This is a genomic window from Novosphingobium fuchskuhlense, assembly GCF_001519075.1.
Classification (GTDB): Bacteria; Pseudomonadota; Alphaproteobacteria; order Sphingomonadales; family Sphingomonadaceae; genus Novosphingobium; species Novosphingobium fuchskuhlense.
In genome coordinates this window covers 865,752-878,963 of record NZ_KQ954245.1, presented here as the reverse complement: position 1 = coordinate 878,963, position 13,212 = coordinate 865,752, and the positions used below count along the sequence as shown (strand labels likewise).

Sequence of the window (13,212 nt, the reverse complement as noted above, 5' to 3'; positions counted from 1 at the left end):
GCCCCGCTGCCACGAAGGCAACGGGGCCGCATTGGACTTGACGTCTCGCCAGTGATCAGAGCACGAGGTCGGCCAGCTCGATCGGGGTCGTGCCGTCGATGCGGATCGCGAAGTCGGCAAGACCGTCGCCATTGGTATCGCCCGAAAGCAGCATAGCCTTGCTGCCGATATCGAGGTGCAGCTCGCCAGCGGTGTGGCTGAAGGCCGCCGTGCCGATGAAGGCAAAGCTCTGGTGGCCGGCTGTTACGGTGTCGGCGTCGATCCCGCTAAGGTCGATCATGTCGCCCTGCGCATGGCTAAAATCGGTGATGCGGTCCGCCGTCTTGAGGCTCGTGCCTGATAGATCGCCATCGGCGAACACGAAGTGATCCGCGCCCAGCCCGCCGGTTAGCAAGTCCTTGCCCGAACCGCCCGACAGCGAATCGTCGCCCGCACCGCCGCTCACCTTGTCGTTGCCGGCATCGCCGGTGAGCGTGTCGTCACCGAGGTCACCATTGACCATGTCGTCACCCGCGCCGCCGGAGACGTGGTCGGCGCCGTCGCCACCGAGAACCTTGTCGTTGCCATCATCGCCCGAAAGGGTGTCGTTGCCCTCGTTGCCTTTGACTGTGTCGTTGCCGGCACCGCCCGAGCCGTGGTCATCGCCAAGGCCTCCCGAGAGACTGTCGCGGCCGTTGCCGCCCGACATGTCGTCGTTGCCCGTGCCGCCTGCCAGCGTGTCGTTGCCGTCGTCGCCCGCCAACTTGTCATCGTTGGCGCCGCCATTGAGGTTGTCGTTGCCGCCGCCACCGTGGAGGTCATCGAAGCCTGAGCCGCCGGAAAGATGGTCGTCGCCAAGGTCGCCGTTCAGCGTGTCGTCGCCGGCATCGCCCGAAAGTATGTCGTCGCCGCCGCCGCCGTGGACCGTATCGTCGCCGAAGCCGCCGCTGGTGATGTCGTTGCCGTCCGTACCGGTGACATGGTCGTCGTCATTGCCGTCATGGTCGATATCGTCCTTGCCGCCGTGCTGGTGGAGCTCGGGAATGCCCGGATCATCGGCTCCGTGGTGCCCGCCGCCCGAGCCGCCGCCCGAGCCGCCGGTGATCGGCGTGCCGTCGAGCGCGGTGAAGCTCGTCACCGGCTTGGTATAGAGCGAGGGATCGTCGAGCGTGCTTGCGGTCTGGTGGAACACCTGCACGCGGATATATTGCGCGAAGTTCGATGTCAGTGTCACGTCGCTCGTTGCCGCATCGAAGGACAGGGTCTGGTTGAGCTTGAGATCTTCGGGCGCGAACGAACCATCGTCCTGTTGCTCGAACCAGTTGATGGTGCTGCCATCGACGACAAACTTGTAAAGGTCGGACATTGCGGTGTTCCCTCTGCTTCAATCCTTGGCGGATGGCGGCTCGTCGTAACAAGTGCCTGCGATATCAACGCAGCGTCAGCGGGTTTATTCCGGTGGTGCTGAGCTTTTTGGCGAGACTGGCACAGAGCAAGGTGTACCTGATCACTTGCTCGCACTCCCGGGAAAGTCATCATGTCCGTGAATGCACGGTGTTTACTGGTTAACGCGCGGGGCCAGACCTCGTGCGATAAAAAATTTTTGATGGCCTGCAGAATAGATGCCAAGCAGGCCCGTTGAGGTACACATGACAGGTATGAAGCACGCCGGATGATCAGCGCCTGCGCCCTCGAAGGCCAGGAGGTCCTGCGCGCCCGTATCGTCGCGTTCCTGCCCCGATTGCGGCGCTTCTGCCGCGGGCTTGCCGGGGGGGACTCGGATCGCGGCGACGATCTGCTGCAGGCAGCCGTGGAGCGTGCGCTGGCGCGGCTGGATCAGTGGCAACCGGGCACCAGTCTTGAAAACTGGTTGTTCCGGCTGACGACCAATCTGCACATCGATCAGTTCCGCAGCCAGAAGGCGCGGGGCATCAAGGTCGATATCGAGGCCGCGTTCGAGCTGCCTGGCGAAGACGAGCTGGCCCGCATGGAGTTCCGCTCCGAACTGGAAGCGGTACGCGCCGCTCTGGCGGCGATGGCACCGGAGCTGCGAGCGGTGATGAGCACCGTGGTGCTTGACGGACAGAGCTATCGGGAGGCGGCCGATCTGCTCGGCATTCCGATCGGTACAGTAATGAGCAGGCTGTCGCGTGCCCGGCAATTTGTGGAGGCCTGGGTCCGGCGCGGGCCCGAAAGGATGGTGGCGGCATGACCCCCGACGATGCGATGATTTCGGCCTGGCTGGATGGAACGCTCGATGCTGAAGGAGACAGACGCATGACCGAGCTTGCTGCGCGCGATGAAGCCTTCGCCCGGCGCGTGGAGCGCCTGCGCCATATCGACGATCTGGTCCGCGCTGCGGTGCCGGCAGACGATGCGGTGCCTGATGCGCTGCTGGAGCGGCTGGGGTTGGCGCCAGCGTCGGCCGACAATGTCGTCAGTCTCGATGCGGCACGCGCCTCGCGGAAGGCCGCTGTTGCAGCGCCGGTGCGCGGCGGCGGCTGGATGCGCATGGCGGCTCAGCTTGCGCTGGTTGCCGGTCTCGGCATGGCGGTGTTCGTGGTGGCGCGCCCAGGCGACCGCGTCGCTGATTCAGCGGCGCCGTATCGCGCTCTGGGCAACGCTCCGGATTCGGCGGCACCGGCTGCAAATGCGCTTGTGAAGTTCGCACCCGGCGTCGGGGCCGATGAAGCGGCGCGCATTGCCGGGGCCGTGGGCGTACGGCTGGTCGGCTTGCCGAGCGACGCCGGGGCATGGAAGGCTGCAGCAGCGCCGGGTCAGCGGGCAGCGGCGCTTGATCGCCTGCGCGCCGACCCGCGCGTAGTGATGGCTGAACCGATCGATGGAGCCGCACCATGATGCGCGCTGCTCGCCTGATTGTGGCATTCGCGCTCGCGCTGGCGCTTGGCGGCAGCATCGGCGTGCGTGCGGCCGACCTGGTTGTTTCGGCCGAGGCCGCGGCACCGCGCCGCGTGATGGTCATGCTGCGGCTCGGTGCAGAGCATTACCGCGCCGGCGGTGACTACGGCGGCGCCTATGGCGATGCGATGGGCGAGCAGGCCCGCCTGCGCCTTGCCCGCAAGATCGCGCGCGAGCACCGGCTCAGCGTCGTCGAGGCGTGGCCGATGAAGCTGGTCGGCGTGGACTGCGTGGTGATGGAATTTGCCGACGAGCGCACCGCCGAAGCCGTCGCTGCCGAACTTACCGCATTGCCGGGTGTGGCCTGGTCGCAGCCCCTCAACGAGTTCCATATGCAGGCTGCAGCCTCTTCGTCGGGCTACAACGACCGCCTCGCCGCCGCGCAGCCCTGGCACCTGGCCCCGTTGCACAAGCTGGCGACCGGCAAGGGTGTCACGATTGCGATCATCGACAGCAGCATCGACACGAACCATCCCGACCTTGTCGGCCAGATCGCGGCCTCGCGCGATTTCACTCCTCCCGGCCATCCCGTTCCCGAACGCCATGGAACCGGTGTGGCGGGGATCATCGGAGCACGGGCGGGCAACGGCATGGGCATTGCCGGCGTGGCGCCTGGTGCGCGCATCATGGGGCTGCGCGCTTGCTGGGAACGGCCATTCGGGGGCGTTACAGTGTGCGATACGCTGAGCCTCGCCAAGGCGCTGACCTTTGCGATCGAGAACCACGCGGACGTGATCAATCTCTCCCTGACCGGCCCACAGGACCGGCTGCTCGAGGGCCTGATCGGCCTCGGCCTTGCGCACGGGGCGACGATTGTCGCCGCTGTTGATCGGCAAAACCCGCGCGGCAGCTTTCCGGCTTTTGTGTCCGGAGTGGTTCCGGTTGCGGCCACGCGCTTGTCAGCCAGCGAGCCGCCTGTCTACATTGCCCCAGGGCAGGATGTGCCGACCACGGAGCCGGAGGGAAAATGGAGCGTTGTCAGCGGCAGTTCGTTCGCCGCTGCGCATGTGAGCGGGCTCGCGGCTTTGCTGCGCCAACTCTCCCGCACCGGGCGGGCCGCCGCTTCGGAGGTTCTTCTGGGGCCACGCGGCGTGATCGATGCCTGCGCACTCGTCGGCCGGACCACGCGGCTTGATGTCGCGGCGTGCGAGGCGGGGCGCTGAAGCCGGGCTGATCCTGATCGGCGTGCTGGCGTTTGCCGCACCCGCGCGCGCGCAACTGGCAGGCTCCCTCACTGCTTCGTCGAGCGAGATGTTCCGGGGCGAAAGCATCAGCAGCGGCGACCCCGTTGTCGCTGCCGGGATCAGCTTCGATACGCAGATCGGCTTCTTTGCCGGAGCGAGTGCGAGCCTTGCGCTCAACACCGATGTGCCGCGCGTAAGCGCCTTGGTGCAGTATGCGGGCTTTGCCACGAAGCGCGGGGCGGTCACGCTTGAACTCGGGCTGATCCACCGCAGCTATGCCCGGATCGTTGATGCCGATTACCGCCGCGGGTTCTTCGAAGGTTTCGCCGGTGCCGGCGTGGGCGCGGTGCGGGCGCGGGTCTATGTCTCGCCCGATTATCTGCGCGATGGCCGGGCCTCCTACTATGCCGAAGTGAACGCCCCGCTGCTGCGGCATGACAAATGGCGGCTCGAGGGCCACGCGGGCCTTTCGCTGATCCCGTATGATCTTGCGGCAGGTCGGGGCGGGCTGCGCCGCTACCGTGACTGGCGCCTGACATTGACGCGGCCGGTGGGCCCGCTGTTCCTCTCGCTTGGCGTCAACGGAACCAACTATCCGGTCTACAGCGAGACCGGACGGGGGCGGGTGTTCGGCTCGGCCGCCTGGGCGTTCTAGCGGACGCTGCCTTCGAGGATCTGCAGCGTTTTGAGATCCGAGTGGAAGTCGAGAGCATAGTCGCCACCTTCGCGCCCGATGCCCGATATGCCGATCCCGCCGAACGGCGCGGTGAGATCGCGGACGAGGAAGGTGTTGACCCAGACTGTTCCGCCCCGCACCGCACGGCCGACGCGCTGGGCGCGGTCCTCGCTGCCGGTGTAGACGATGCCGGACAGGCCATAGGCGGTGGAATTGGCGAGGGCGACGCCTTCGGCTTCATCCCGGAAGGTCTGGAACGTCAGGACGGGGCCGAACACTTCGTTCTGAACGACCTCGCTCTGGTTGTCCTTGGGCACGATCAGCGTGGGTTCGATCCAGTTCGCGCCCTCCTTCCAGCGCTTTCCGCCGCGCACGACGGTATCACCAGCAGCGCGCGCGCGGTCGATGAAGCCGAGCACGCGCTCCGCATGGACAGGGTGGATCAGGGCGGACATCGTGGTTGCCGGATCGCGGCTGTCGCCCATCACATGCGCGTCGGTATAGCCGTGGAACTTTTCGAGGAATGCCTCCTTCACGCTTTCCTCGACAATGATCCGCGTGCCGGCCATGCAGACTTGGCCGCTGTCATCGAACTGCCCTGCCGCCTTCTTCGCGGCCGCATCGATATCGGCATCGGCGAAAACAAGCAGCGGCGATTTGCCGCCAAGCTCTGCCGTGAAGGGGACGATGTTTTCCGCCGCGGCCCTGCCGATGACGCGCGCGGTGGGGACCGATCCGGTGAAACTGATGCGCTTGATCCGCGGATCGGAGGTCAGCGCATTGCCCAATTCGGCGCCGAGGCCTTGCACGATGTTGAACACGCCAGCGGGGATGCCGGCTTCATGGATCAGATCGGCGAGAACCGAGGCGGAAAGCGGAGACCAGTCGGCGGGCTTGAGGATCACTGTATTGCCGGCAGCGAGCGCCGGCGCACATTTCCAGGTCGAGAGCATGAACGGCGCGTTCCACGGCGTGATGATCAGCGCAGGCCCCGCCGGCATGCGGATCACGCGGTTGAGCGTACCGCGCGAGGACCAGACGCGTTCCTCATGGTGCGCAGCAAGGTCTGCATAGGTACGGAAGTTGGCCGCGCCGCGCAGGATCACCCGCAGACGCAGACTTTCCAGCAGCATGCCCATGTCGAGGCATTCGACGACGGCCAGCTTCTCGACATTGGCCTCGATCAGGTCCGCGAGGCGATGGAGATAGACCCCGCGCTCGGCCGCTGTCAGCGCGGCCCAGGCGGGAAATGCTGCGCTCGCTGCTTCTGCAGCAAGCGCGGCTGTCTGCGCATCGCCGCGCGCGATATCGGCCAGCTTGCGGTCCCATTCGAACGGGCACCGCGTCTCGAAGGTTGCGGGCGAGCTGACCCGCGCGCCGCCGATGAAATGGTCGGGCGAGACGGACACCCCGTCGATATCGATGCGGCCGGTCATGGGCGTTCCGTCAGATGTAGTGGAGGTAGTAGGCGGTCTGTTCCTCGGCGGTCTTCCCTTCGAGGATGCGGACTTCCTCGCGCTTGATCGCGATGAAGTTGTCGATCATCTCCTGCCCGATGGCGGCGGAGAGCACGGTATCGGCCTCCAGCGCATCGAGCGCGGCCCCAAGGTCATGCGGGGTGTGGCGATCGGTGCTGATCGTCTCGAGCCCGTCGTTCACTTCTTCCGGCGGCAGATCATAGCCCTTCTCGAGGCCGAGGAGACCCGCCTGCAGCGCCGCGGCCATCGCGAAATAGGGGCTGGCGGCGCAATCGGCCATGCGGTGCTCGATCCGGGCGGCGGGGCCGGTCTCGGCCGAGACGCGCACGGTCACGCTGCGATGGTCGATGCCCCAGTTGGCCCAGTAGCCCGAAAGGCTCGCGGGCTGGAGCCGCGCATAGCTCTGGGTGAGCGGGGCCATGATCGCGGCGAGCGCCTCATGGTGGTGCAGCATCCCGGCGATGCAGCCTTTCATCGTGTCCGACAGCGTGCCGCTGGCGACATCATCGGCGAAGGCGTTGCTGCCGTCGCTGCTCGTGAAGCTCAGGTTGAAGTGCAATCCGCTGCCGCTCTTGTCGGCAAACGGCTTGGGCAGGAACGAGAGCAGGTAGCCGCGCCTGTAGAGCACCTCGCGCGCCATCTGGCGGAACAGGAAGGCATCGTCGGCCGCCTTCATCGCATCGGCATAGCGCAAGGTCAGCTCGAACTGCGGCGCGTCGTATTCGGCGTTGATGGATTCGATGGGAATGCCGCAGGCTGCCGCCGTCGCCCAGACTTCCTCGATCAGGCCGGCGGGATCGGCGAAAGGACCCGTGCCGTAAACGAAGGCGCCGGGGGTGTCATAAGGCACCCAGTCACCGTCCGGCCCGCGCTGGAAAACGTAGGCTTCCATCTCGATACCGACCATCGGATCGAGCCCGCGCGCACGCCAGCCCTCGATGGCCCGGGCCAGCGCGGAGCGACCGCAGAGGGCAAAGGGCTCGTCCTGAAACCGCAACGAGCCCAGCGCGATCTGCGTGTTTGCCTCCCACGAGGGGCGCAGATCCGCCGGGTCGAAGGTTACTTCCATGTCCGGAAGCCCTGTCAGCAGCCCGCCGCCGGGCGCCGCCACCAGCGCCTTGTCATACGTGACCGCAAAGGTGCCGACGCACATGCGCGCATGGCCCTTGGCCGCCTCGCTCATCGGCACATACTTGCCGCGCGCGAGGTTGAGTTGGTCGGCGAACAGGATGCGGCAGCGTTCGAAGCCTTCTGCGCGCACCTGGCCCGGTTCGATCCCGGACCCTGCGATTTTGGTCAGGCGGTTCATCTCTCTCCCCCTCAGCGCGCGCTCACGCGCACCGGCAGATGCTTTATGCCGTGAATGAAGTTGCTGCGCAGGTAGGCATGATCCGCCACCTGTTCGATCCCTGTCAGCCGCTTGGCCAGTTCCTGCATGACGATAGCGACTTCGAGCTTCGCAAGCCACATGCCAAGGCAGATATGCGGTCCGCCCTGTCCGAACGAGAGGAACGGATTGCGTTCCCTTCCGAGGTCGATCGCGTAAGGATCGGCGATCGCGGTTTCGTCGCGGTTGCCCGAAATGAACCAGAGCAGCACCTTGTCGCCTTCGCGCACCTGCTTGCCGTGGAAGGTGAAGTCGCGCGTGGCGGTGCGGCGGAAGTGGGTGGTGGGCGAGGCATAGCGGATCATCTCGTCCGCCGCGCCTTCCCAGCTATGGAAGTCGCCGGTCTGGAGCCGCTTGAGCAGCGCCGGATCATTGGCGAGCGCATGGATCGTCGCCGAGATCGAATAGCGTGTCGTGTCGTTCCCCGCCGCCACCAGCAGGCAGAAGAAGTTGCGGAATTCGTCGCGCGACATCTGTGTGCCGCTGTTGGTCTTCTCGCGCACGAGGTTGAGCACCCCGATCTGCTCGCCCGCATCCATCCGGTCGAGCAGCTTGTTGGCATAGTCGAACAGGTCCATCGCGGCGGGCGAGCGGAACGGCAGCATCCGGTAGGCATCGCTGTCGAGCTGGTCGACGACGAAATCGGTGTAGTCCGGGTCTGCGTTGGAAATCAGCGCATCGCCTTTGTCCACCAGCCACGGCCCGTCCTCCTGCGGCACGCCCATGATCTGGGCGAGCATCTGCATGGGCAGGCGCCGGGCGATGCGATCAACCGCGTCAAATTCGCCTTCCTCCAGCGCGACATCGAGGAGGTTCGTCACGATGCTGCGGATCTGGTCTTCGAATTGCGCAACGGTGCCCTTGGCAAAAGCCTTGGAGACCAGCGCGCGAAAGCCGCGGTGGTGCGGCGCATCGGTCTCCTGGAAGGTCTTGCGTGCCTCGACTTCCTCCATGGTCTGGTCTTCCATGCGGATGCCGCGCGCGGAGGAGAGCAGATCAGCCTGTCGGTTGAGGTCGAGCAGATCGGCATGGCGCGTCACCGACCAGAAGCCGTTTTCGCCGCTCGTCATCTCCGACCAGGCCATCGGGTCTTCGCGGCGCATCCGGGCGAACGTCTCGAACGGCGCGCCGTCGTTGAAGGCATCAAGCGAAGACAGATCGACATGGGGGTCGGTCTGGCGCGAGAAGGCAAATGGCATGGGAACCTCTCCTGTTCGCCTCTCGGGTTAGGCCCGGGCGGGCGGAGGGACTTGGCATAAGCGGACAGAGTGCGGCGGGGGCCTTCTGGTAAGGGTGCGGCGAGCCTATTGAGGCCATGTCAACACTCGCAAGGAGCAGCTCGCATGGGCGAAATCATCGGAGCCGGACTGGTCGCGCACGCACCGACCATCATGATGTCCGAGGCCGACCGTCATGAGCTCAACGAAGGCAAGGAAATCAGCCTAGTGCCCGGGCTGCGGCGCCTGAAGTCCGAAGTTCTCGATGTGCTCAAGCCCGATGTGATCGTGCTGTTCGATACGCATTGGTTCACCATCGTCGAGTTCTGCATCGCCGCACAGGCGCGGCGGACCGGGCTCTATACCTCGGACGAACTGCCGCGGGGCATGAAGCAGATTCCCTATGACATTCCGGGCTGCCCGGAGCTCGCCTTCGCCATGGCGCAACGCGCGACCGAGCACGGTGTACGCACCAATGCCATCGACGATCCCTACCTCCCGATGCACTACCCCACCGTCAATCTCTCGACCTTCCTTCAGGGCGAGGAGAAGTGGATTTCGGTAAGCCACGCCTATTCGGCCGAGCCGCACAATTTTCTCGGTGTCGGTGCCGGCATCGGGCAGGCGATCCGCGAATCCGACAAGCGCGTGGTGCTGATCGCCAGCGGTTCGATGAGCCACCGCTTCTGGCCCTTCGATCAGATCGCGCAGCACGAGGCTTCGGACCCGATCCATATTTCCTCGCCCGAGGCGCGCGAGGCCGATCTGGAGCGGCTCCGCTGGTTTGCGGAAGGCAACCACGCGGCGGTGATCGACACGATGCCGGACTATCTGCGCCATGCGCCGGAAGCGCGCTTTGGCCACTACCTGATGATGGCGGCGGCCTGCGGCGGGCACGCATGGAAGGCCAAGGGGCGGCAATTCTCGGATTACGAGAACGCGACCGGCACCAGCCAGGTGCATGTGTGGTTTGATATGTGAGCAGTCAGGGTGCTAGCTGCACCTCGTTTCGTGCACCATCAGGCAGGCCTCGTTATTCCCGCGAAGGCGGGAATCCAGAGCCCGATACGTGGTGCTGGCCGCTCTGGATTCCCGCCTTAGCGGGAATGACGATGGGGCAAATCAGAGAACCTTCGCCTCGATCCACGCCAGAATCTCCGCGCGGCGGGTGCGATCATCCAGCACGTCCCCGTCCACGCCCAGCTGCCATGCTAGGCCTGCATTGGCGGGATCGGCGGCCAGTGCTTCGAGCTTCTCGCGATAGGCCGCCAGCTCGGCCAAATCGGCAAAGAAGCCTTGGCCAACCATATCCTCAGCATAGAGCGTGTAGAGCTGGACGAGTTGGGCGAGATCGAATTCGGGGTGATATTGCACCGCCCAGACTTCGCTCTTGCCCAGCGGGATCACCGCCGCCTGGATTGCGCTGTGCGCGTTGGAGGCAAGCAGGGTCGCGCTGTCCGGAAGGCGGATCACTTCGTCGTAGTGGATGCAGGGGGCATCAAACACCGGCGCCTTGCCCTTGAACATCGGATGGGCGCGGCCTGCCTCGTTCAGCAGGATCTTGCGCGCAAAGCCCACTTCGCGGCCCTTGGGATTGAACGCGACTTCGCCGCCCGCCGCGACGGCGGCGATCTGGAGCCCCCAGCACGAACCGAAGATCGGCAGGCCCGCCTCGGCGGCGTCCTTCAGCAGTGCGATCTGGTTGGTGACCGCGAACTCGGCGTCATAGGCATGGAGCGCGGAGCCGGTGACGACGAAGCCCGCGTAATCGGTCCATGTCCGCCCACCAGGGATAGCCTCGCCCTCATCCGCGCCATTCAGAACATCGAGCGCGATGTCGGGATAGTGCGCAGCAATGGCCTCGATATAGATCTCGCTCGATGTGCGCACGCCGAGTTCGTGGGCGCGCGCGCGCTTGGGCGCGGTGTTGCCTTCGAGCAGCAGAAGTCGGGTCATGGCGTATCCTGCAAATCAGTGCGCGGTGCTGGCAAGCTGCGCGCGATAGGCCTGCGGGGAAATCCCGCTCCAGCGGTGGAAGGCGCGGGTGAAATTGCTGTGCTCGGCATAGCCCAGCCTTAGCGCGATCTGCGCGATCGACAAATCGGGGCGCACGCGAAACTCGAACACCGCCTGCCGCATCCGGCATTCATCGAGCACCTGCTGGAACGAGCTGCCCTGCTCGGTCAGCTTGCGGCGCAAGGTGCGGCTCGACATGCCCATCTCGCGGGCGAAGCGTTCCTGCTCGATGGCGCAGGAATTGAGATCGCGCAGCACCATCTGGCTAAGGCGGTCGACCAGCGGGGTCTCGCGCCGCTTGGTGACGATCGAGCGGGTGAGGTGCCGGACGTCGCAGGCCGCCTGTTGCGTGGCAGGCAGCGCCAGATCGAGCATTGCAGCCGGAAAGCGTATCTGGTTGGTATCGGCGCCGAACGTGCAAGGCGCGCAGACAACCTTGCCGATATCGCCGCGCATCTCGTGGCTTTCCGCCTCGAACGCGAATTCGATCTTGTCCCAGTGTCCCCGTGTCCCGCGCTTCAGGATCTGGCTGACGATGCCGAGCGTGAACATGGCATCATGGTGGCGCGGCCAGATGTCGGGATCGAGGATCCGGTAGCTGACCGAGGCCATGTCGTCCTCGAGCGCGAGGCGGATGTCGGTGCAGTCCTGCAGCAGCGAGAAGTAATCGACCAGTCGGCGCAGCGCCGAGCCGACGCGGCCCGCCGAATTGATCGCATCGCCCAGCGGCCCGAGCGCGGCGAGGTCATAGTTGCCCCCGGCCAGCCACGGGATCGCCACATCGCGGGTGCGGCGCACGACGTCTTCGGAAAAGCGGACGAATTCCGCCAGCGGCATGGAATCGGGAGCGGCAAGCTCTGCCGCGCAGGGACGCGCGGTAATGGCCGCCTTGTCTTCCAGAAAGCTATCCCAGCCGTTCATTGCGGCGGCGCGGACGGTCGCTGGTGCCATGCTGTCTCCCCGGGGGCACACGTTGGCGTGTTGCCATGACGGGAGGCTAAGCGATTCGGGGTCTCGGGATATTGATCAAAATCATCAAATGGTGATCTAAAAAGTCGTGGGTGGGGGCATGGACGCGGGCGCCGGAATGTCCGATCCTGCCAAGCGGGACTGGTCCTGCCATGCAAGGGCCGCGGGGAGTACGGGGAGACACGGTGGGTATGGCGAGAGCAACGCCGAGACTGCGCGACATCGACGTGAATGGCTGGCCGGCGATCCTCTGCGCGGTGATCCTCGGCACCATCGGTGTGCTGTCGTTCATCATCCAGCCGGGGGTGGTGCAGGGCTATGTCACGCAGCTGCACGTGGACGAGGCGACCGCGGTCAACCTCGCCGGCGTCGAGATGCTCGGCGTGGCGCTGGCGACGGTCTTCATGGCGGTGTGGGGGACCAGGATCAACTGGCGCTGGATCGTGGCGGGCGGCCTCCTCATCGCTGCGGCGGGTGATCTGGCCTCGCTCGCCGCGCCGCTGGGAGGGCGCTTCGAGCTCGCGCGCTTCGTGGCAGGCCTTGGCGAAGGGACGATCACCTCGATCAGCTTCACCTTCGTCGGCGTTACCATCCGCGCCGAGCGCAATCTCGCGCTCTACCTGACGCTGCTGCTCACCTACGGCGCGTTTGGTTTGTGGTACTTGCCAGACTTTCTGGGCAGTCACGGCCTCGATGCCATGTTCATCGGTTTTGCCGTCCTTTCGCTGGCCTCGCTCGCGACCTTGCCGTTCCTGCCGCACGCCTATTCGGCAGAGGAGATGGTGAATCCGGAAGCGCGCCAGCTAGGGACGCCGCTGCTTGTCGTCGCGCTTGCCGGGGTGCTGGCCTACAACGTGGCGCAAGGCATCGCATGGGCCGTGCTGTTCCTCGTCGGCATTGGAGCGGGGCTCGCCGAACAATCGGTGGCAGACGCGCTGTTTCTCTCGCAGATCCTCGCGGTTGGCGGCGCGCTCGCCTCTGTCTTCCTGGCTGGCCATATCAGCCGCAACGGGGCCATCGCGTTCGGCATTCTGGCAGGCGCGGCAAGTATCGCGCTGCTGATCGGCAAGCCCAGCCTCACGCTGTTCGTCGTCGGCGTCTGCGGGTTCAACGTGCTGTGGAACTTCGTGCTTCCATTCATCCTCGGCCGCGTCTGCGATTTCGACGAAAGCGGGCGGATGATGTCCTTCGCGATCATGATGCAGATGATCGGGCTGGGCGGCGGTCCGCTCATTGCCGGGCAGTTGCTCGATGGCAGCGGGTATCGCTCGGCGGAAATTCTCTGCGTGGCGCTTTTTATCGTGAGCTATGCGCTGTTGCTGGTTCCCATTCGCAGGCACCAGGCGCTATCCGCGCTGCCAACTGTCTGACTTTTGCCCGGAGGATT

Annotated in this window: 12 protein-coding genes; 6 read left to right on the top strand and 6 right to left on the bottom strand. The window is 65.4% G+C overall.

Translation table 11 applies throughout. The features are described from left to right. Positions 1 to 55: 55 nt before the first annotated feature. Positions 56 to 1,345, bottom strand: a complete 1,290-nt coding sequence (locus AQZ52_RS13640) for a calcium-binding protein (RefSeq protein ID WP_067911763.1) — start codon at positions 1,343 to 1,345, stop codon at positions 56 to 58. Between the two features lie 306 nt (positions 1,346 to 1,651). On the opposite strand from AQZ52_RS13640, the gene AQZ52_RS13635 reads away from it, so the two are divergent. The 4 genes from AQZ52_RS13635 to AQZ52_RS13620 are packed head-to-tail and all read left to right on the top strand — an operon-like array spanning position 1,652 to position 4,737. Next, positions 1,652 to 2,191, top strand: a complete 540-nt coding sequence (locus AQZ52_RS13635) for an RNA polymerase sigma factor (protein ID WP_067911760.1) — start codon at positions 1,652 to 1,654, stop codon at positions 2,189 to 2,191. Beyond that, the gene (locus tag AQZ52_RS13630; RefSeq protein ID WP_067911757.1) at positions 2,188 to 2,838 is read left to right on the top strand and encodes an anti-sigma factor family protein; all 651 of its coding nucleotides are present in this window, start codon (positions 2,188 to 2,190) and stop codon (positions 2,836 to 2,838) included. The genes AQZ52_RS13635 and AQZ52_RS13630 overlap by 4 nt, the downstream gene beginning before the upstream one ends. Continuing rightward, positions 2,835 to 4,061, top strand: a complete 1,227-nt coding sequence (locus tag AQZ52_RS13625) for a S8 family peptidase (protein ID WP_067911754.1) — start codon at positions 2,835 to 2,837, stop codon at positions 4,059 to 4,061. The genes AQZ52_RS13630 and AQZ52_RS13625 overlap by 4 nt, the downstream gene beginning before the upstream one ends. After that, positions 4,033 to 4,737 (top strand): TorF family putative porin, encoded by a 705-nt coding sequence (locus AQZ52_RS13620; RefSeq protein WP_067911751.1) that lies wholly within the window; start codon positions 4,033 to 4,035, stop codon positions 4,735 to 4,737. The genes AQZ52_RS13625 and AQZ52_RS13620 overlap by 29 nt, the downstream gene beginning before the upstream one ends. Here AQZ52_RS13620 and AQZ52_RS13615 read toward each other — a convergent pair. From AQZ52_RS13615 to AQZ52_RS13605, 3 genes are read right to left on the bottom strand one after another with little or no spacing between them, the layout of a single operon-like run. Further along, positions 4,734 to 6,194, bottom strand: a complete 1,461-nt coding sequence (locus AQZ52_RS13615; RefSeq protein WP_067911749.1) for an aldehyde dehydrogenase family protein — start codon at positions 6,192 to 6,194, stop codon at positions 4,734 to 4,736. The two genes, AQZ52_RS13620 and AQZ52_RS13615, sit on opposite strands and share 4 nt — an antisense overlap. Positions 6,195 to 6,204: 10 nt before the next feature. Further along, positions 6,205 to 7,545, bottom strand: a complete 1,341-nt coding sequence (locus AQZ52_RS13610) for a type I glutamate--ammonia ligase (RefSeq protein ID WP_082697956.1) — start codon at positions 7,543 to 7,545, stop codon at positions 6,205 to 6,207. 11 nt (positions 7,546 to 7,556) lie between these two features. Further along, positions 7,557 to 8,822: a cytochrome P450 gene (locus tag AQZ52_RS13605; protein WP_067911746.1), complete on the bottom strand. Its 1,266-nt coding sequence runs from the start codon at positions 8,820 to 8,822 to the stop codon at positions 7,557 to 7,559. A gap of 144 nt (positions 8,823 to 8,966) precedes the next feature. On the opposite strand from AQZ52_RS13605, the gene AQZ52_RS13600 reads away from it, so the two are divergent. After that, entirely contained in the window at positions 8,967 to 9,821 is an 855-nt protein-coding gene (locus AQZ52_RS13600; RefSeq protein ID WP_067911743.1) for a 3,4-dihydroxyphenylacetate 2,3-dioxygenase, read from the top strand. A 141-nt stretch (positions 9,822 to 9,962) separates the two neighbouring features. On the opposite strand, the gene AQZ52_RS13595 is transcribed toward AQZ52_RS13600, so the two are convergent. Continuing rightward, positions 9,963 to 10,796: a type 1 glutamine amidotransferase gene (locus tag AQZ52_RS13595; RefSeq protein WP_067911741.1), complete on the bottom strand. Its 834-nt coding sequence runs from the start codon at positions 10,794 to 10,796 to the stop codon at positions 9,963 to 9,965. 15 nt (positions 10,797 to 10,811) lie between these two features. Then, positions 10,812 to 11,807 (bottom strand): AraC-like transcriptional regulator QhpR, encoded by a 996-nt coding sequence (qhpR, locus tag AQZ52_RS13590; RefSeq protein ID WP_082697954.1) that lies wholly within the window; start codon positions 11,805 to 11,807, stop codon positions 10,812 to 10,814. Positions 11,808 to 12,010: 203 nt separating this feature from the next. Here qhpR and AQZ52_RS13585 point away from each other — a divergent pair, with 203 nt between their 5' ends. Beyond that, a complete protein-coding gene (locus AQZ52_RS13585) occupies positions 12,011 to 13,195 on the top strand; it encodes an MFS transporter (RefSeq protein ID WP_169793746.1) in 1,185 nt (394 codons plus the stop codon). Positions 13,196 to 13,212 lie beyond the last annotated feature (17 nt).